Below are 18771 nucleotides of genomic sequence, written 5' to 3'. Positions count from 1 at the left end.
CACTCGTCTATACGTGCAGGATCGCACGCGCCTGTGCGCAATCCGCCTCCATCTGGCGGATCAAGGCGTCGAGATCGTCGAACTTCGCTTCCGGACGGATATAGTCGACCAGCGCGACCTCGATCGGCTGGCCGTACAGAACGCCGGAAAAATCGAAGAAATAAGGCTCGAGCAGTTCCTTCGGCGGCGTGAAGCTCGGCCGGATGCCCAGATTGGCCGCGCCCGCCAGCACCCGCCCGTCGGCCAGCCGCCCGGTCACCGCATAGATGCCGTAGGCCGGGCGCAGGTATTTGCCCATGTCGAGATTGGCGGTCGGATAGCCGATCGTCCGGCCGATCTTGTCGCCGTGCTGCACCACGCCCGCGATTGCGAACGGCCGGGTCAGCAGGCGCGCCGCCTCCCGCGCGTCGCCCCGGCGCAGCGCGGCGCGGATGCGGCTCGACGAGACCGGCTCGCCGTCCAGCGTCACCGGCCCGACGGTGTCGGCGACGAAACCGTGCCGGCCGCCCAGCGCCGCCAGCGTCGCCACGTCGCCGCTCTTGCCCTTGCCGAAGGTGAAATCCGCGCCGGTCACCACCCCGGCGATGGCGAGGCAGGCGACCAGCCGTTCGGCGACAAAGGCTTCGGCCGACAGGCTCGCGAGATCGCCGTCGAAGCGGAACACCACCATCGCATCCGCTCCCGCCTCGGCGAACAAGCGCTGCCGCTGGTCGAGCGTGGTCAGCCGGAACGGCGGCGTGTCGGGCCGGAAGTGGCGCACCGGATGGGGATCGAAGGTCGCGACCAGGGCCGGCCGCCCCTCGGCATGCGCCCGCGCCACCGCCGCCCCGACCACCGCCTGGTGACCGAGATGGAATCCATCGAAATTGCCGAGCGCGACGATGCCGCCGGCAAGATGCGGCGGAATGGCCGAGCCGCCGTCCAGCCGCTCCATGATCCCGCGCCTTTAGGGAAGGTTGCAGGGCGACTCAATCGCCTTGACCGCCGGGCGCCGGCGGCGCGATCCGCGCGGGCAGCGGCTCGGCATAGCGTGGTGACGTTTCCCGAACGACCGCAAGCCTGCGGCTCCCCTCCATCCTGGCAGAGATCGGCTGGCCGACGTCGCCTCAGGGGCGACTAGTCTCGAACCAAGGTCACGAAGCTATAGGCCGGTCGCCCGTCCGCCGCCGGATGATCCTCCCGCGCCACCTCACGCACGCCGACGAAGGCCGGCACCACGGCGTCGCCGTCGAACGTGCCGTGCACCTCGGTCAGCTCGATCCGGTCGGGCGTGAACAGCGCGAACACCTCCGCCCCGCCGATCACCGCCACCTCGTCGCCGCCGGCCAGCGCCAGTGCCGCCTCCGGCCCATGCGCCGCCTCCGCCCCCGGCGCCGACCAGGACGTATCGCGGGTCAGCACGATATGCCGCCGCCCCGGCAGCGGCGCGGGAAAGCTGTCGAACGTCTTGCGCCCCATCACCATCGGCTTGCCGAGCGTCAGCGCCTTGAAGCGCTTCAGGTCCGCCGGCAGGTGCCAGGGCAGCTGCCCGTCGCGGCCGATCACGCCATTGTCGGCCCGCGCGAGCAGGAAGACGATGCGCGGCCCCGCCGTCATGGCCGTCATATCGCGACCGGCGCCTTGATATGCGGCTGCGCGACATAGTCGTGCAGGACGAAATCCTCATAGGCATAGCCGTCGATCGCATCCGGCCGGCGCAGGATCTCCAGGCGCGGCAATGGCCCCGGATCGCGGGTCAGCTGGGTGCGCGCCTGCTCGAGATGGTTGAGGTAGAGGTGGCAGTCGCCGCCCGTCCAGATGAAGTCGCCGACCTCCAGCCCGGCCTGTTGCGCGAGCATATGGGTGAGCAGCGCATAGCTGGCGATGTTGAACGGCACCCCCAGGAACACGTCCGCCGACCGTTGATACAGCTGCAGGCTCAGCCGCCCGTCGGCGACATGCGTCTGGAACAGGCAGTGGCAGGGGCTCAGCGCCATGGCGTGCAGCTCGCCGGGGTTCCAGGCGGTGACGATCTGTCGTCGGCTCGCCGGATTGCGGCGGATCGTGTCGATCAAGTCCGTGATCTGGTCGATCTGCCGCCCGTCCGCGGTTTGCCAGTCGCGCCATTGCTTGCCGTAGACGGGGCCGAGATCGCCGTTCGCATCCGCCCATTCGTCCCAGATGCTCACTTTGTTCTCGTGCAGCCAGCGCACGTTGGTGTCGCCACGCAGGAACCAGAGCAGTTCGACGATGATCGAGCGCAGATGCAGCTTCTTGGTGGTCAGCACCGGAAAACCGGCGCGCAGGTCGAAGCGCATCTGCGCACCGAAGACCGACAGCGTGCCGGTGCCGGTACGGTCGTCCTGCCGGCTGCCGCTGGTGAGGATCCGGTCCATCAGGTCGAGATATTGGCGCATGCCGGCGGCGTATCGCCTCCGACGCGAATCGCCAAGCGCTCCGCCGTTTTGGAGACAGATGACGGTGCATCGCGCGCGCTGCTCCGGCAGGATCGGCCGTGTCCGATCGCCAAACCCCACGCACATCCGCGACGCGGCCGGCGCCGCGGCGCTCTTTCCCGATTTCCGCACCGCCTCGATCGAACATGCGGGGGTCGTCCTGCTCGATCCGGAATGGAGATATCTCGGCACGACCCTGTTCACCGGCGGCCAAGACAGCGTCACGCCGTCGCTGCGCGCGATTGTCGGGGCGGCACTGGCGCAGAACGCTGCCGGACTGATCCTCGTCCACAATCATCCCAGCGGCCATGCCGAACCGAGCCAGGCGGACGTCGTTTTCACCGCCGCTTTGTCCAGGGTCTGCGATCCGCTCGATCTCGACCTGATCGACCATCTGATCCTGACGGCAGAGGAGACGACCAGCTTCCGCGCGTGCGGCCTGCTCTGACGCCGCCCCTGCCGCCAAGGGCCGGGCTGCGGCAGGTCGCCGCCGAGCCGGCGGGGATGCACGGCCGCATGGCCGATCACGTCGCTGCGCGGCAATGCCAACCTGAATCAATATGATGGATGGGGATGGATGAGGCCGCGCCGCCTCCCCATATCCATTTCATGATGCAAGATCCGACCCGCCGTTCGCTATTGTCGCTCGCCGCCACCGGCGTTGCCGGCGCGATCCTGTGGGGCTGCCGTGCCGCCCCGGCCGACGCCGCCACCTATCCGGTCCAGATGAGCGACGCCGCCTGGCGCAAGAAGCTCGGCGATCAGGCCTGGGCGGTACTGCGCCACGAAAGCACCGAGCGGCCTTTCTCCAGTCCGCTCAACAACGAGCATCGCGCCGGCACCTTCGGCTGCAAGGGCTGTGACCAGCCACTATTCTCGTCCAAGACCAAGTTCGACAGCGGCACCGGCTGGCCGAGCTTCTGGGCGCCGCTGCCCCGCGCGGTCGGCACCAAGAGCGATCGCGCCTTGCTGGAGGAACGCGTTGAGGTCCATTGTAGCCGCTGCGGCGGCCATCTCGGCCATGTCTTCGATGACGGCCCGAAGCCGACCGGCAAGCGCTATTGCATGAACGGCGTCGCCATGACCTTCCGCCCGGCGTGAGGGGTTAACCTCCGGCGAAAAACGGCGTCATTCCCGCGAAGGCGGGGATCCAGACCCGCTGACACTCGAGGGGCAATCAACAGGTGTTGCGCGTCTGGATCCCCGCCTACGCGGGGATGACGTATAATTCCGGGATAGCGCCCGACCGCCTCAGCGATCCGCCACCGGCGCCACCGGCACCGCGGCCGAGGTGGCGATCACCGCCATATTGGCGCGGGCGACTTCGTCCAGGTCGCTGGCGGTCGCCGGCGCGGCGTCACCGCCCAGCGGGGCATGGCCCGAATAGATGAAGCCGTTGGTCGGATAGGCCGAGGTGCCGAGATCGCCGTTCGGCGCATACCAGACCTTCACCTCGCTCCAGTCGCCGGCGGCGGAGACGTCGACGGCGCGAACGTTGCGCTCGATCTGGCCGGGGCGCGACCAGTTGGCGTGGGTCAGCAGCACTTCGCGATCGCTGATCACCTGCGACACCATGGCGACATGGCCGACGCGCATGCGGTGGGTCGACTGGAAGGACAGCACCGCGCCGATCTCCGGCTTGTGGCCGCGCTGGTACTTGCCGGCGGCCTGGCCCCACCAGGTGTCGGCATTGCCGTGGATGTCGATACCGGAAACCTCGCGGGCATAAGGCGCGCACTGCCAGAACTGCGCCGCAGCCGGAGTGGCCATCATCAGGCCGCAGGAAACCATCAGCGCAAAACGCGCCGTCAACGACTTCAACACTTCAGTGACCCCCCGGCCAAAACCCGTTCGTCGAGGATGGCGCTACGCAAGAATGTTCCGGGCGGATAGGGGCTTACCCCCGGCTTTCCGGCGAACGGTGGTGAAGCGCCGATGAACGGCTCACCGTGCGACGAAGCGAGGGAGTCAGGCTGTCCTATCTCGCCTTACGGCATCGAAAAAACACGCTCGCAGGCCCAAACGTCATACCGGACTCGTTCCAGCATCCACGGTTCGACGCACGCCGCCGCGAGTTCGTGTGCGGAACGGTGGATGCCGGAACAAGCCCGGCATGACGAAGAGCGGTTGCATCATTGGTATAGCTGGTACCAGCAGAAATGCGCCCTGCAGACGGATGTCACACTCAATTTGAATTTCGGGTTTGCTCCGCTCCAGCCTCTGGCCTAGCCTCGCGCCAATTGCATAAGGACATGCGCATGGCCCTCGACCCGGAGACTTTCGACGCGCTGATCGACGCCATCCGCCGCTTCGTCGCCGAACGGCTGCGGCCGCTCGAGGCGGAGGTAGAGGCGGCCGATGCCATACCGGACGAGCTCGTCGACGAGATGAAGGCGATGGGCCTGTTCGGCCTGTCGATCGCCGAGGACTATGGCGGGCTCGGCCTGACCATGGTCGAGGAGGTGCAGGTCGGCATGGAGATGGGCCGGACCACGCCCGCCTTCCGCTCCGCCTTCGGCACCAACGTCGGCATCGGCAGCCAGGGCCTGGTGATGGCCGGCACGCCCGAACAAAAGGCCGAATGGCTGCCGCGCATCGCCAGCGGCGCGATCGTCACCAGCTTCGCGCTGACCGAACCCGACGTCGGCAGCGATTCGGGCAGCGTCAAGACGCGCGCCGTCCGCGCCAAGGACGCCAATGGGGCCGACATCTACCGCCTGTCCGGCACCAAGCGCTACATCACCAATGCCGACCGCGCCCAGCTGTTCACCGTCATGGCGCGGACCGGCGACGCGCCCGGCGCGCGTGGCGTCAGCGCCTTCCTCGTGCCGCGCGACCTGCCCGGCGTGACGATCGGTGAGCCGGAAAAGAAGATGGGGCAGAAGGGCGCCAAGGTCGCCGACGTCCATTTCGACGACGTGCCCGTTCCGGCCGCCAATCGACTCGGCGCGGAGGGCGAAGGCTTCAAGATCGCGATGCGCGTGCTCGATCGCGGCCGGCTGCACATCGCCGCGGTCTGCGTCGGCGTCGCCGAGCGGCTGATCGCCGACAGCGTCGCTTATGCCAAGGAACGCAAGCAGTTCGGCAAGCCGATCGCCGAGCATCAGCTGATCCAGGGCATGATCGCCGACATGAAGACGGAGGCGCTCGTCGCCCGCGCGATGGTGTTGGAAACCGCCCGGGCCAAGGACGCTCTGGACCAGGCCGCCGCACCGGGAACGGACGCGCCGGCGGCCGGGCAGGACGTCGTGCTCGAATCGGCGGCGGCGAAATATTTTGCCAGCGAGATGGTCGGCCGCGTCGCCGACAAGGCGGTGCAGATCTTCGGCGGGGCCGGCTATATCGCCGATTATGGCATCGAACGCCTGTACCGCGACGTCCGCCTGTTCCGCATCTACGAAGGCACCAGCCAGATTCAGCAGATCATCATCGCCCGCGAGACGCTGAAACGCGGCGGGTGACCTATTCTCCCCTCCCGCTTGCGGGAGGGGTCGGGGGAGGGCAGAATCACGATCATCACCGCGCGCGGACGGCCCTCCCCCAGCCCCTCCCGCAAGCGGGAGGGGAGCATCATGAACACCACCGACCTGTTCCGCCTCGACGGCCGCATCGCCCTGGTCACCGGCGGCAGCCGCGGCATTGGCCGGATGATCGCCGCCGGATTCGTCGCGCAGGGCGCGCGCGTCTACATCTCCAGCCGCAAGGCGGGCGCCTGCGAGGAGACCGCCGCCGCGCTCGGCCCGAACTGCATCCCCCTGCCCGCCGACGTCTCGACCGTCGACGGCGTCCGCGCCCTCGCCGCTGCCCTTGCCGAACGCGAGGAACGGCTCGACATCCTCGTCAACAACGCAGGCGCCGCCTGGGGCGTGCCGTTCGAGGAGTTTCCGGAAAGCGGCTGGGACAAGGTGATGGACCTCAACGTCAAATCACCCTTCTTCCTGACCCAGGCGCTGCACGGCCTGCTCAAGGCGGCGGGAGCCCCCGCCCGTCCGGCCAAGGTGATCAACATCACCTCGATCGACGGCCAGCGGCTCAATCCCTGGGAAACCTACAGCTACCAGGCGTCCAAGGCGGCGCTGATCTACCTCACCAAGCGCATGGCGGCGCGGCTGGTGCGCGACCACGTCAACGTCACCTCGATAGCACCCGGCGCCTTCGCCAGCGAGATGAACCGCGCCGCCCGCGACCACGGCGAGGCGGTGGCGCAGGCGATTCCGGCCGGACGGATCGGCACCGACGAGGACATGGCCGGTGCCGCCATCTATCTCGCCAGCCGCGCCGGCGACTATGTCATTGGCGAGACGATCACCGTCGACGGCGGCCTCGTCCATGCGGCCCTCGGAACGAGCATCGACGGCTAGGGCCGATCGACGCCATGGTTCGTCATCCCCGCGGAGGCGGGGATCCAGAACCCCTGACGTCACGGCTCTACAAGCAGCCTCCGCGCGTCTGGATTCCCGCCTTTGCGGGAGTGACGGCAGGGCGTTTCCAAAGCCTGCGATGCCGTATGTCGGTCGATCCTTCTGCGTCCTCCGCCCGTGGAATGTCGGGCGGGCATTCAGCGCTGTCCTACAAGATCGTGCGCCGCTAACCTCGTCGGCATCCGTGCTCCTGCGCACGCAGGAGCACGGAGGCTTTTTCTCATCGTCGACACCCAACGCGCGCTCTGCGCAACATTCGCAAAGCAGAAGCGCGGCAGACTTTTCGTTCAAGTGTCAAAAGTGTCAAGACTCGGGCAGCCGTCGGCGCTCGCGGGGGTCCGCGCCCCGCGATCCGTGAGACTTTTGAGACCTTCCGAAGCCACCGTCAGCGCGCGATGCCGCCCGCCGCCAGCACCGCCAGCGTCACCAGCTCGCTCGCGGTCGAGGTCATCGGCGCGATCTGCACCGGCTTTTCCATGCCGATCAGCATCGGTCCGATCACGCTGTCGCCGCCCAGCTCGCGCAGCAATTTGGCGGAAATGTGCGCCGATTGCAGGCCCGGCATGATCAGGATGTTGGCCGGCCCCGACAGGCGCGCGAACGGGTAATTGGCCAGCTGGCGCGGATTGAGCGCGACGTCGGGCGGCATCTCGCCCTCATATTCGAAGCCGACCTGACGTCCGTCGAGCACCGCCACCGCCTCGCGGATATTGTCGACCCAGGCACCCTTGGGGTTGCCGAAGGTCGAATAGCTCAGCATCGCGACGCGCGGCTCGTGGCCCATGCGACGCGCGACCTGCGCGGTCTGCTCGGCGAAGTCGGCGAGCTGTTCGCCCGTCGGCCGCTCGTTGACCGTGGTGTCGGCGATGAACACGGTGTGGCTCTGGCCGACCATGATGTGGATGCCGAAGGGGGTGCGGCCCGCCTCCGGATCGATCACCCGCTTCACCTGGCGCATCGATTCGGCCCAGGTGCGGGTGATGCCGGTGATCATCGCATCCGCCTCGCCCAGCTGCAGCAGCGCGGAGCCGAAGACGTTGCGGTCTTGGTTGATCATCCGCTCGACGTCGCGGCGCAGATAGCCGCGCCGCTGCAGCCGGCCGTAGACGAAGTCGACCATCTTCGGCACCAGCGGCGAGACGCGGCTGTTGTGCAGCTCGTAATCGTCCGGGTTGACGCCGAGGTCGCGCAAGCGGTCGCGCACGTCGTCGCGGCCGACCAGCACCGGCGTTCCGTAGCCGCCCTCCTTGAAGGCGATGGCCGCGCGCAGCACGACTTCCTCCTCGCCCTCCGCGAACAGCACGCGCTTCGGCCGCGCCCGCGCGCCCTCATAGGCCAGGGTCAGCACCGACGTGGTCGGGTTGAGCCGCGCCCGCAGGCTCTGGCGATAGGCCTGCATGTCGAGGATCGGCTTGGTCGCGACGCCCGAATCCATTGCCGCCTTGGCGACCGCGGCGGGCACCTCCTCCATCAGCCGCGGGTCGAACGGCGCCGGGATGATATAGTCGGGGCCGAAGCTGTGGCTGACGCCATAGGCGACCGCCACCTCTTCCGGCACGCGCTCGCGGGCGAGGTCGGCGATCGCCTTGGCCGCGGCGATCTTCATGTCGTCGTTGATCCCCGTCGCGCGCACGTCCAGCGCGCCGCGGAAGATGAAGGGGAAGCCCAGCACGTTGTTGACCTGGTTCGGATAATCCGACCGGCCGGTGGCGATGATCGCGTCGGGGCGCGCCGTCTTCGCCTCTTCCGGCAGGATCTCCGGCACCGGATTGGCCATGGCGAAGATGATCGGCGCGTCGGCCATCTCGAGCACCATGTCGCCCTTCAGCGCGCCGGCGGCGGACAGGCCGATGAACACGTCGGCGCCGACCAGAGCCTCCTTCAGCGTGCGGCGGTCGGTGGCGGCGGCATGCGCCGACTGCCACTGGTTCACGTCGTCGCGGCCTTGGTAGATGACGCCGGTCTTGTCGCACATGATGACATGGTCGTGGCGTACGCCCATCGCCTTCATCAGCTCGGTGCAGGCGATCGCCGCCGCGCCGGCGCCATTGACGACGACGCGGATGTCCTGAAGCTTGCGCCCGGTCAGCAGGCAGGCGTTGATCAGCCCGGCGGCGCAGATGATCGCGGTGCCGTGCTGGTCGTCATGGAAGACCGGGATGTTCATCTTCTCGCGCAGCGCCTGCTCGATGATGAAGCATTCGGGGGCCTTGATGTCTTCGAGGTTGATGCCGCCGAAGCTCGGCTCCATCAGCTCGACCGCGTCGATGAAGCGGTTCACGTCCTCGGTCTTCAGCTCGATGTCGATCGAATCGACGTCGGCGAAGCGCTTGAAGAGCACCGCCTTGCCCTCCATTACCGGCTTGGAGGCGAGCGCGCCCAGATTGCCGAGGCCGAGAATGGCGGTGCCGTTGGAGATGACGGCGACCAGATTGCCTTTGGCAGTGTAATCATAGGCGGTGGCGGGATCGTCGGCGATTGCCTGCACCGGCACCGCGACGCCGGGCGAATAGGCCAGCGCCAGGTCGCGCTGCGTCGCCATCGGCTTGGACGCGACGATCTCGATTTTGCCGGGGCGCCCCTCCGAATGGAACAGCAACGCCTCGCGCTCGGAGAACTGTAGGGACGCTTCTTCGGACATGGGACCTCGCTGGCGGCTGGGGACGCTACGGCTCTTGACCGTTTAGGACCGGCCTTTCAACCCGTGCTAGGCATCTCCGGGGCTGCGACCTATAGCCCGCAGGCCCGCGCCGAGCGCCCGATCGAACGATGAACAGCACCCCCGCACGATGACCGCACCCACCCCGATGATGGCGCAATATCTCAGCCTGAAGGCCGAGGCCGAGGACTGCCTGCTGTTCTACCGCATGGGCGATTTCTTCGAATTGTTCTTTGACGACGCGCGCGTCGCCGCCGGCGTGCTCGACATCGCGCTGACCTCGCGCGGCGAACATGGCGGCGAGAAGGTGCCGATGTGCGGCGTGCCCGTCCACGCCGCCACCGCCTACCTCCAGCGCCTCATCAAGGCCGGCCACCGCGTCGCCATCGCCGAACAGACCGAGAGCCCGGAAGCGGCGCGAAAAGCGCGCGGGTCGAAGGCGTTGGTCAATCGTGCCATCGTCCGCTTCGTCACCGCCGGCACGCTGACCGAGGAGGCGCTGCTCGACGCGCGCGCCGACAATTGGTGTGTCGCGATCGGCGAGGCGGGTGGCGCGGTCGCGCTGGCGGCGGCCGACGTATCGACCGGCCGGTTCGAGGTGATCGACTGCCCGGCCGAATCCCTGGGTGCCGAACTCGCCCGGCTCGGCGCGGCGGAAGTGGTTGCCGCCGAGACCAGCGACCACGCCGCCGCGGCGACCAGCCTGCGCCCCAGGCAGACGTTCGACAGCGGCGCGGCGGAGGCGCGGCTGAAGGCGCTCTTCGGTGTCGCGACGCTCGACGGCTTCGGCCAGTTCGGTCGCGCGGCGCTGGCCGCGGCGGGCGGCCTCGTCGCCTATCTCGAACATACCGCCAAGGGCGCCCTGCCCTTCCTGCGCCCGCCGGTGCTCGCCAGCGCGGCGGCAACGATGGCGATCGACGCCGCGACCCGCGAGAGCCTGGAGCTGACCTGCACCACGGGCGGCCAGCGCAAGGGATCGCTGCTCGACGCGATCGACCGCACCGTCACCGGCGCCGGCGCCCGCGCGCTGGCCGGCGATCTCGGTGCGCCGCTGATGGATCGCGCGACGATCGAGGCGCGGCTCGATCTCGTCCAGTTCTTCCACGACCAGCCCGCCTTGCGCGAGCAGGTCCGCACGACGTTGCGCGCCTTGCCCGACATCGGCCGCGCACTCGGGCGGCTGGCGGCAGGCCGGGGATCCCCGCGCGATCTCGGCCAATTGCGCGACGGGCTGGACGGTGCGTGGCAGCTCGGCGAGCGGCTGGGGCAGATCGAGGCGCCGCTGACGTTGCTCGCCCGGCTCGCGCCGCAGCTGCGCGGCCATGGCCAGCTGATCGACCTGCTCAAGCGCGCCCTGGTCCCTTCGCCGCCGATCGACGCCGGCGACGGCGGCTATATCGCCGCCGGCTACGACGTCGCGCTGGACGACCTGCGCGACGCCGGCGCCGGTGGACGACGGGCGATCGCCGCGCTGGAGGCGGAGATGAAGGCCGCGACCGGTATCGCCACGCTCAAGGTCCGCCACAACAATGTGCTGGGCTATCACGTCGAGGTGCCCGCCCGGTCGGCGGACGCGCTGATGAAGCCGGACAGCGGCTATACCCATCGCCAGACGCTGGCCGGCGTCGTCCGCTTCAACACGCCGGCGCTGCACGAGGTCGCGGCCAAGGTGTCGCAGGCCGGCGCCCATGCCCTGGCGGCGGAAGCGGCGCACCTCGAGGAACTGACCGCCGCCGCACTGGCGACCCGCGAGGCGATCGCCGCCACCGCCGACGCGCTAGCCCGGATCGACGTCGCCGCCGGCCTGGCGGAGCGTGCGGTTGAGGGTGGGTGGAGCCGCCCGACCTTGGTCGACCACGCCTGTTTCGAGGTAACCGGCGGCCGCCACCCGGTCGTCGAGGCGGCGCTGGCCCGCGCGGGTGATCGGTTCGTCGCCAACGATTGCGTGCTGGGCGAACGGTCGCGCCTGTGGCTCGTCACCGGGCCGAACATGGGCGGCAAGTCGACCTTCCTGCGCCAGAATGCACTGATCGCGGTGCTTGCCCAGGCGGGCGGGTTCGTGCCGGCAACCAAGGCGACGCTCGGTCTGGTCGACCGCCTGTTCAGCCGGGTCGGCGCGTCGGACAATCTCGCGCGCGGCCGCTCGACCTTCATGGTCGAGATGGTCGAAACCGCGGCGATCCTGGCGCAGGCGACGCCGCGCAGCTTCGTCATCCTCGACGAGGTCGGGCGCGGCACCTCGACCTATGACGGGCTCGCCATCGCCTGGGCGGTAGTCGAGGCGATCCACGAGGACAATCGCTGCCGCTGCCTGTTCGCGACCCATTATCACGAGCTGACCCGGCTGGCGGAACGCTGCGACGCGCTGTCGCTGCATCATGTCCGCGCCCGCGAGTGGAAGGGCGAGCTGGTGCTGCTCCACGAACTCGCCGACGGGCCGGCGGATCGCAGCTACGGCCTGGCGGTGGCGCGGCTCGCCGGCATGCCGCCGGCGACGGTGGCGCGTGCCAAGGCGGTGCTCGCCAAGCTGGAAGCGGGCCGTGCCAAGACCGGCGGCCTTGCCGCGGGTCTCGACGATTTGCCGCTTTTCGCCGCCGCCGCCCAGGTCGAGGAGGAGACGTGCGACGCGATCCGCGCCGAGGTGGAGGCGCTCGACATCGACGCGCTGACCCCGCGCGAGGCGCTCGACACGCTCTACCGGCTGAAGGCCTTGGCGCGCGAGGGATAGCGGCGTTAACCCCGAAGCGGCTATGACCCCGCGCATGTCCGGCCGCTTCGACCATCTGCCCAACCGCCGCGCGATCATCGACCGGCGCCTGCTTGCCGAAACCATCGCCGCGCTCGACGCGGACGGGACGCCGCTGCGCAACCAAGTCGCCGTCCTGCTCAAGCGCGCGCTTGTCGAGGGGCGTGCCGAGGTCGAGCGGCGACTGCTCGCCCATCCGTCGCGCGGGCTGGAGGCGTCGCATGCTCAGGCCTATCTGGTCGACCAATTGCTGCGCCTGCTGTTCGATCTCGCCACGCAGCGTCTCCACCCGCTGCACAATCCGACCAGCGGCGAGCGGCTGACGCTGATCGCGGTGGGCGGCTACGGCCGTGGCGAGATGGCACCCTATTCGGACGTCGACATCGGCTTCCTGACGCCGGGCAAACAGACGCCCTGGGCGGAGCAGGTCATCGAATCGATGCTCTATGCGCTGTGGGACCTGGGCCTCAAGGTCGGCCATTCCAGCCGCAGCATCGATGAGATGGTGCGTCAGGCGAAGGCGGACGGGACGATCCGCACCGCGCTGCTCGAAGGCCGCTACGTCACCGGCGACACGTTGCTGTACGAAGAGGCGTCGCGCCGTTTCCGCGCCGAGGTGCAGCATGGCACCGAACGCGCCTTCATCGCCGACAAACTGGCCGAGCGCGACGCCCGTCACCGCAAGATGGGCGACACCCGCTATGTCGTCGAGCCCAACGTCAAGGAGGGCAAGGGCGGCCTGCGCGATCTGCACGCGCTCTTCTGGATCGGCAAATACGTCTACAACGTCCAGCAGGGCAAAGACCTGGTCGGGGTCGGGCTGCTGACCCACGACGAATACCGCCTGTTCCACCGCGCCGATAACTTTCTGCAGGCGGTGCGCTGCCATTTGCACAGCATCACCAAACGGGCGGAGGACCGGCTGACCTTCGACGTGCAGCGCGAGATCGCGGCGCGGATGCGCTTTTCCGACCGGCCGGGGAAGCCGGCGGTCGAACGGTTCATGCAATATTACTTCCTGCAGGCGCGCACCGTCGGCACGCTGACCGGGCTGTTCCTGACCCACCTCGACGAGCGGTTCGCGGCGCGCGGGCGGCGGTTCGGGCTGCCGACGATCCGGCGCCGGCCGCGCAAGCTGCACGGCTTCGTGCTCGACCGCGGACGGCTGGCGATCCCGGACGACGACTTCTTCCGCAAGGACCCGGTGCGGCTGATCGAGATGTTCCAGCTCGCCGACCTGCACGGCGTCGAGATCCATCCGCTCGCCTGGCGCGCCGCGACGCGCGACGCCAAGCTGATCGACGAGCATCGCCGCGATCCGCGGGCGAACGCCCTGTTCCTCGACGTACTGACCAGCCCGCGCGATCCCGAACTGGTGCTGCGCTGGATGAACGAAGCCGGGGTGTTCGGCCGCTTCGTGCCCGATTTCGGCCGCGTCGCCGCGCAGATGCAGTTCGACATGTACCACCATTACACGGTCGACGAGCACACGATCCGCGCGATCGGCCTGCTCAGCCGCATCGACCGTGGTCTGCTGAAGGACGACCATCCGATCGCCTCGGCGATCATCAAGCAGATCGTGTCGCGGCGCGTCCTCTACGTCGCCGTCCTGCTGCATGACATCGCCAAGGGGCGCGGCGGCGATCATTCGATCCTGGGTGCGGAGGTCGCCGAGCGGCTGTGTCCGCGCTTCGGCCTGACCCCGGCGGAGACGGAGACGGTCGCCTGGCTGGTGCGCTTTCACCTGCTGATGTCCGCGACCGCGTTCAAGCGCGACCTCGCCGACTTCAAGACGATCCTCGATTTCTGCGCGGTGGTGCAGAGCGCGGAGCGGTTGCGTCTGCTGCTGTGCCTGACCGTCGTCGACATCCGCGCGGTCGGGCCTGGCACGTGGAACGGCTGGAAGCGGCAGCTGCTCGGCGATCTGTACGAACAGGCCGAGGAGGTCCTGCGCCTCGGCCACAAACAGCGCGGCCGCGGCGAGCGGATCGTCGCCAAGCAGGCGGCGCTGCGCGACACATTGGGCTGGGACGCGGCGCGCTTCGAGCGATTCGTGCGGCGCTTCCCGGAAGCCTATTGGATCGCCGAGCCGGAGGACGTGCTGCTCCACAACGCCCGCTTCATCGGCAGCGTCGGCGACACGCAACTGGCGATCGACGCGCAGGTCTATGCCGAGCGGGGCGCGACCCTGGTGACGATCTATGCCGCGGACCATCCCGGCCTGTTCTACCGGATCGCGGGGGCGATCCACGTCGCGGGCGGCAACATCATCGATGCGCGCATCCACACGACGCGCGACGGAATGGCGATCGACAACTTCCTGATCCAGGATCCGCTGGGCCGGCCGTTCGACGATCCCGGGCAGCTGGCACGGATCAGGACGGCAATCGAGGACGCGCTCGCCAACCGCGGCAAGCTGGTCGACCGGCTGGTCGCCAAGCCGGCGGCGCGGACCCGCGCGGACGCCTTCGACATCAACCCCAACGTGCTGATCGACAATCACGCCTCGAACCGCTTCACCGTCGTCGAGGTCAATGCGCGCGACCGGCCGGCACTGCTCAACCAGCTCGCCCATGCGCTGGTCCAGTCGAAGGTCACGCTGCATTCGGCGCATGTCGCGACCTACGGCGAGCGCGCGGTCGACACCTTCTACGTCACCGACCTGACCGGCGACCGGATCGTCGCGCCGGCGCGGCTGCGGGCGCTGGAAAAGCGGTTGCTGGCCGCAGCGGCGGGGGAAACGGCGGAAGTGGCGGCGTAGCGGCTGACGCGAAAAGTCTCAAAGGTCGCACTACGTCTGGTAGGCACGCGATCAAACCACGGAGCAATACGACGGCAGCGTAAGCGAGGCGCGCTCGTCCTAGAGCCGATCGCCATTCGGCATGGCAGGCCATGGTTCGTCATCCCCGCGTGGGCGGGGATCCAGAACCCCTGACGTCACGGCGCTACAAGCAGCCCCCGCGCGTCTGGATTCCCGCCTGCGCGGGAATGACGGCTGGGCGTTCCAAAGCCCGCGATGCTGAATGTCGATCGGTCCTAAGGCCGTGCATCGAACGGCGAGTCTTGACAGAATTGACGCCTGAACGCGCCATCTTCACTTCCTGTGCGGCACGGATGCGGAAGGCGAATCAACCGTGAGAAAGAGCGCGCGATCACCGTGCACCCCGACGGGCTTGTAGGACAGCAGAAATGAAAACGGCGGCGCATCGCTGCGCCGCCGTCCTCCTCCGCGACGAACGGGTTAGAAGCGGATGCGGGCCGTCACGCCATAGGTGCGCGGTTCGGCGAGGAACGAGGTGAAGATCTGGTTCGACGGCGAGGTGCCGAGCTTGATCGTCGAGGCGAGGCTGCCCGCACCCTGGAACGGCGCGTTGAACGCGACCTGCTCGTAGCGGGTGTTGGTCAGGTTCTGGCCCCAGAACTCCAGCGCCCAGCGCTGGCCCGGTCCGCGAATGCCGACGCGGGCGTTGAGCAGGAAGAAGCCGTCCTGCCGCTTCTCGTAGAACAGGTCCGAACCAGTGTTGTAGTCGGAGGTCAGGCGACCGTCGACGTAGAACAGGCCGGTCAGACCCGAGCCGCCGAGTTCCGGCGTAAAGGTCATCGACGAGGTGACGACATGGCGCGGCGCGTTGGACAGCTGGCTGCCCGGCAGCAGGAACAGCTGGGCATCGAGCGCCTCGCCCGACTCACTGCCGACCAGATTGTGGCGGAAGTGGGTGTCGGCCATGGTGTAGCCGAGCGCGAAGGACAGGTCCTTGGCCGGATACAGGCCCGCTTCCAGCTCGAAGCCCTGGCTGAGCACGCCATAGCCGGTCTTGCCGGTGCAGGCGCCGGTGGTCGAACTGCCGTCCTGATCCGCACCGTTGAGGCTGGTGCCGCACGAGGTGATGTTCTGGACGATGTAGTTGGTGCCGTTGAAGGTGTTGAGCTGGAAGTTCTTGAACTCCTGGCGGAAGGCGGCGGCGTTGAAGGTGAACTGGCGGCTGGTGTACTTCAGGCCGACTTCATAGGCGTTGACCGTCTCCGGATCGAAGCGCAGCCGGCTGGCGCTGGCATTGGTCGGCGGCGAGAAGACGTTGGAGTTGAAGTCCGACCGGTCGAGATTGTAGCCGCCCGCCTTGTAGCCGCGTGAATAGGAGGCATAGACCAAAAGGTCGTTGATCGGCTTGTACGAGATCACGCCGGTGCCGGTGAATTCGCCTTCGCTCAGGCGATCCGACGGGGTCAGCGCGTTGATCGACGAGGTCGAATTGCCGGTGCAGGTCAGCGTCACGATGCCGCCGATCAGCGGCTTCAGCGCATCCGGCACCGCGGTGCTCGCCAGCAGCGGGCTGAGCGCCGCCTGCTGCGCCGGGCAGATCGTGTTGTTGTTGTTGAACGTCGCGTTGAAGTTCTTGCGTTCATGCGTGTAGCGCAGGCCGGCGGTGATCGACAGCTTGTCCGTCAGCTTGAAGATGTTGTGCGTGAAGAAGGCGTAATTCTCGCTGTCCTGATAATAGCGCGAGTTGACGTCGCCGACGTTGTTGACGGTCGACAATCGATCGATGCCGGCGAGGATCGTCGGCGTTAGGGCACCGAAGGCCGGGGTCGTGCCGGGCACCTGACCCGACAGCACGGCGCGGCCGGTGGCCGACAGACAGCCCGTCGCCGCCGGATTGCGCAGCGCAGCGGCGGGATTGATCGTCGCGACGATGCGGCAGGCGGCGAAGGCGCCGTACTGCGTGCCGAACTTGAGGTTGTCGGCGACGAGCAAATTTTCTTTGGCGTAATAGCCGCCGATCAACCAGTCGAGCTTGCCGCCGAACGCCTCGCCGTTGAGACGCAGTTCCTGCGTGAAGGTGTGGAATTGGCGGAAGGCGTTGCCGTCGTTCGGGCGATAGCCGATGTCGAGATTGCCATAGTCGATGTCGCCGGCGCCGCCGGACTTATATTCGCGATAGGCGGTGATCGAGGTCAGACCGGCGCCGCCGAGATTCCAGTCGAGCTGCGCCGACCCGCCGTAATCCTTGGTGACGTTGCTATAGGCGCGGCCGAGCGTGTTGGCGATCTGGCGGTTGTAGGGGTCCCCCGCACTCGGGAAGACGGCGCCGAGCGATTGCATCACCTGGACGATGCGGTTGCCGGCCGGGTTGATCGTGTAATCGCCGGGCACGCCGGGCGTCGGGTCGAGCTTCTCGCGCAGGTCGACATAGACCGCGCCGCAGCATTTCTCGTCGCGCCAAGTATAGTCGCCGATCAGGCGCAGCGAGATGTCGGAGGTCGGCTCGAACAGCAACTGCCCGCGCACGAAGAAGCGGTTGCGGTTGTTGTAGTCGGTATTGTTGACGACGTCGCGATAGAAGCCGTCGCGCTTGTTGTAGACGCCGTCGACGCGGAAGGCGAGCATGTCCTTGATGATCGGCCCGGTGATCGCGCCGGCAAGGCGGACGGCATTGTAATTGCCGTAGGTGCCCTCGGCATAACCGCCGAACGTATAGGACGGCGCCTTGGTGATGATGTTGATCGTGCCGGCCGAGGCGTTGCGGCCGGACAGCGTCCCCTGCGGGCCGCGCAGCACCTCGATACGGTCGACCTCGCCCAGATCGTTGAGGCCCGAGCCGGTGCGGCTGCGGTAGACGCCGTCGATGAACACCGCAACCGAGCTTTCGAGACCGGGATTGTCGCCGACGGTGCCGATGCCGCGGATGCGGGCCGAGGCATTGGCTTCCGAACCGGTCGACGAGACGAGCAGCGACGGGGTCAGCTGGGTTAGCTGGCGGATATCGGTGGCGCCGGAATTCTGCAGCGATTCGGTGCTGACCGCGGACACGGCGATCGGCACGTTGGACAGCCGCTCGGCACGGCGCGTGGCGGTGATGACGATATCGCCGGCGTTGGTCGCCTCCTGGCCGGCGGGTGGCGTCTGGCCGGCGTCGACCGAGCCGTTGGCAGTGGCGGACGTGCTGGTCTGTGCCTGGCCCTGGGTGGTCGGGGCGTCGGTCGGCTGCTGCTGCATGTCCTGCGCGACCGCGGGGGTGGCGAGTGCGATGGTGGCGGCCGAAAGCAGATACGCGGTCAGGCGCATGGGCATCCTCTCCTGTTGCCCCGGTATTTTTCATATCCGGGTTTGGAGAGAGGCTAGGGTCGCTGCAGCCGGCGCGTCCACCCGTTTTATCGCACACGGGCGTGCCAAACCCGATTTTCGAAACAGGTGTCGCCAAAGCGCAACACTCCGAGGCCGGATTGCGAACCCGTTGTTCAAAAGTTGCGCGAAAAAGGACAGAACGGGTGTCAGGCGGCCAACTGCGCCGGTGCAGGGACGGTATGTCCGGTCGGCGTCATCGGGCCGACGCGTGACCGATCGACCCGATGCCTTCGGCCCGATCGCCGTTCGACACCCGCGTGCCCCCTGCCCTGCGTCACCGCGCCAGGACGCACCTGGGTCGCGATTCGACCTCACGGTCGGTGGCGATGCCCGACAAAAAGAAACCCCAGCTTTCGCCGGGGTTACGGTGATGGACCGATGCGCCC

General features: G+C 68.0%; 12 protein-coding genes. 6 read left to right on the top strand and 6 right to left on the bottom strand.

Translation table 11 applies throughout. From position 1 onward, the window contains the following. Positions 1 to 7: 7 nt before the first annotated feature. The 3 genes from D9601_RS01180 to D9601_RS01170 form a co-directional block, all read right to left on the bottom strand. Positions 8 to 934 carry a bifunctional riboflavin kinase/FAD synthetase gene (locus tag D9601_RS01180; RefSeq protein WP_198352109.1) on the bottom strand — a complete coding sequence of 309 codons (927 nt, stop codon included), beginning with the start codon at positions 932 to 934 and terminating at the stop codon, positions 8 to 10. A gap of 182 nt (positions 935 to 1116) precedes the next feature. Next, entirely contained in the window at positions 1117 to 1596 is a 480-nt protein-coding gene (locus D9601_RS01175) for a dihydrofolate reductase (RefSeq protein WP_198352108.1), read from the bottom strand. Positions 1597 to 1601: 5 nt separating this feature from the next. Further along, positions 1602 to 2396, bottom strand: a complete 795-nt coding sequence (locus D9601_RS01170) for a thymidylate synthase (protein WP_198352107.1) — start codon at positions 2394 to 2396, stop codon at positions 1602 to 1604. Between the two features lie 58 nt (positions 2397 to 2454). Here D9601_RS01170 and D9601_RS01165 point away from each other — a divergent pair, with 58 nt between their 5' ends. Beyond that, positions 2455 to 2883, top strand: a complete 429-nt coding sequence (locus tag D9601_RS01165; RefSeq protein ID WP_198352106.1) for a JAB domain-containing protein — start codon at positions 2455 to 2457, stop codon at positions 2881 to 2883. Positions 2884 to 3047: 164 nt separating this feature from the next. Continuing rightward, positions 3048 to 3536, top strand: a complete 489-nt coding sequence (msrB, locus tag D9601_RS01160; RefSeq protein WP_198353326.1) for a peptide-methionine (R)-S-oxide reductase MsrB — start codon at positions 3048 to 3050, stop codon at positions 3534 to 3536. 150 nt (positions 3537 to 3686) lie between these two features. On the opposite strand, the gene D9601_RS01155 is transcribed toward msrB, so the two are convergent. Next, entirely contained in the window at positions 3687 to 4208 is a 522-nt protein-coding gene (locus D9601_RS01155) for a CHAP domain-containing protein (RefSeq protein WP_232473768.1), read from the bottom strand. A gap of 485 nt (positions 4209 to 4693) precedes the next feature. Here D9601_RS01155 and D9601_RS01150 point away from each other — a divergent pair, with 485 nt between their 5' ends. Then, positions 4694 to 5896, top strand: a complete 1203-nt coding sequence (locus tag D9601_RS01150) for an acyl-CoA dehydrogenase family protein (RefSeq protein ID WP_198352105.1) — start codon at positions 4694 to 4696, stop codon at positions 5894 to 5896. A 111-nt stretch (positions 5897 to 6007) separates the two neighbouring features. Beyond that, positions 6008 to 6796 (top strand): SDR family oxidoreductase, encoded by a 789-nt coding sequence (locus D9601_RS01145; protein WP_198352104.1) that lies wholly within the window; start codon positions 6008 to 6010, stop codon positions 6794 to 6796. 445 nt (positions 6797 to 7241) lie between these two features. Here D9601_RS01145 and D9601_RS01140 read toward each other — a convergent pair whose 3' ends face one another. Next, positions 7242 to 9497 carry an NADP-dependent malic enzyme gene (locus D9601_RS01140; protein ID WP_198352103.1) on the bottom strand — a complete coding sequence of 752 codons (2256 nt, stop codon included), beginning with the start codon at positions 9495 to 9497 and terminating at the stop codon, positions 7242 to 7244. A gap of 166 nt (positions 9498 to 9663) precedes the next feature. Between D9601_RS01140 and mutS the strand changes: the two genes are divergently transcribed. Beyond that, positions 9664 to 12243, top strand: a complete 2580-nt coding sequence (gene mutS / locus D9601_RS01135) for a DNA mismatch repair protein MutS (protein WP_198353324.1) — start codon at positions 9664 to 9666, stop codon at positions 12241 to 12243. Positions 12244 to 12277: 34 nt separating this feature from the next. Next, the gene (locus D9601_RS01130) at positions 12278 to 15022 is read left to right on the top strand and encodes a [protein-PII] uridylyltransferase (protein ID WP_198352102.1); all 2745 of its coding nucleotides are present in this window, start codon (positions 12278 to 12280) and stop codon (positions 15020 to 15022) included. 480 nt (positions 15023 to 15502) lie between these two features. Here D9601_RS01130 and D9601_RS01125 read toward each other — a convergent pair whose 3' ends face one another. Continuing rightward, complete coding sequence (locus tag D9601_RS01125) at positions 15503 to 18325, bottom strand: TonB-dependent receptor (RefSeq protein ID WP_198352101.1); 2823 nt, start codon at positions 18323 to 18325, stop codon at positions 15503 to 15505. Positions 18326 to 18771 lie beyond the last annotated feature (446 nt).

The organism is Sphingomonas sp. MA1305 (assembly GCF_016107325.1).
Classification (GTDB): Bacteria; Pseudomonadota; Alphaproteobacteria; order Sphingomonadales; family Sphingomonadaceae; genus Sphingomonas.
This window is presented reverse-complemented; position numbering and strand designations above follow the sequence as displayed.

Bases quoted from the DNA above. Each gene is read 5' to 3' on its own strand.
- D9601_RS01180 (WP_198352109.1), bottom strand. From the start codon at position 934: ATGGAGCGGCTGGACGGCGGCTCGGCCATTCCGCCGCATCTTGCCGGC.
- D9601_RS01175 (WP_198352108.1), bottom strand. From the start codon at position 1,596: ATGACGGCGGGGCCGCGCATCGTCTTCCTGCTCGCGCGGGCCGACAAT.
- D9601_RS01170 (WP_198352107.1), bottom strand. From the start codon at position 2,396: ATGCGCCAATATCTCGACCTGATGGACCGGATCCTCACCAGCGGCAGC.
- D9601_RS01165 (WP_198352106.1), top strand. From the start codon at position 2,455: ATGACGGTGCATCGCGCGCGCTGCTCCGGCAGGATCGGCCGTGTCCGA.
- msrB (WP_198353326.1), top strand. From the start codon at position 3,048: ATGCAAGATCCGACCCGCCGTTCGCTATTGTCGCTCGCCGCCACCGGC.
- D9601_RS01155 (WP_232473768.1), bottom strand. From the start codon at position 4,208: ATGATGGCCACTCCGGCTGCGGCGCAGTTCTGGCAGTGCGCGCCTTAT.
- D9601_RS01150 (WP_198352105.1), top strand. From the start codon at position 4,694: ATGGCCCTCGACCCGGAGACTTTCGACGCGCTGATCGACGCCATCCGC.
- D9601_RS01145 (WP_198352104.1), top strand. From the start codon at position 6,008: ATGAACACCACCGACCTGTTCCGCCTCGACGGCCGCATCGCCCTGGTC.
- D9601_RS01140 (WP_198352103.1), bottom strand. From the start codon at position 9,497: ATGTCCGAAGAAGCGTCCCTACAGTTCTCCGAGCGCGAGGCGTTGCTG.
- mutS (WP_198353324.1), top strand. From the start codon at position 9,664: ATGATGGCGCAATATCTCAGCCTGAAGGCCGAGGCCGAGGACTGCCTG.
- D9601_RS01130 (WP_198352102.1), top strand. From the start codon at position 12,278: ATGTCCGGCCGCTTCGACCATCTGCCCAACCGCCGCGCGATCATCGAC.
- D9601_RS01125 (WP_198352101.1), bottom strand. From the start codon at position 18,325: ATGCGCCTGACCGCGTATCTGCTTTCGGCCGCCACCATCGCACTCGCC.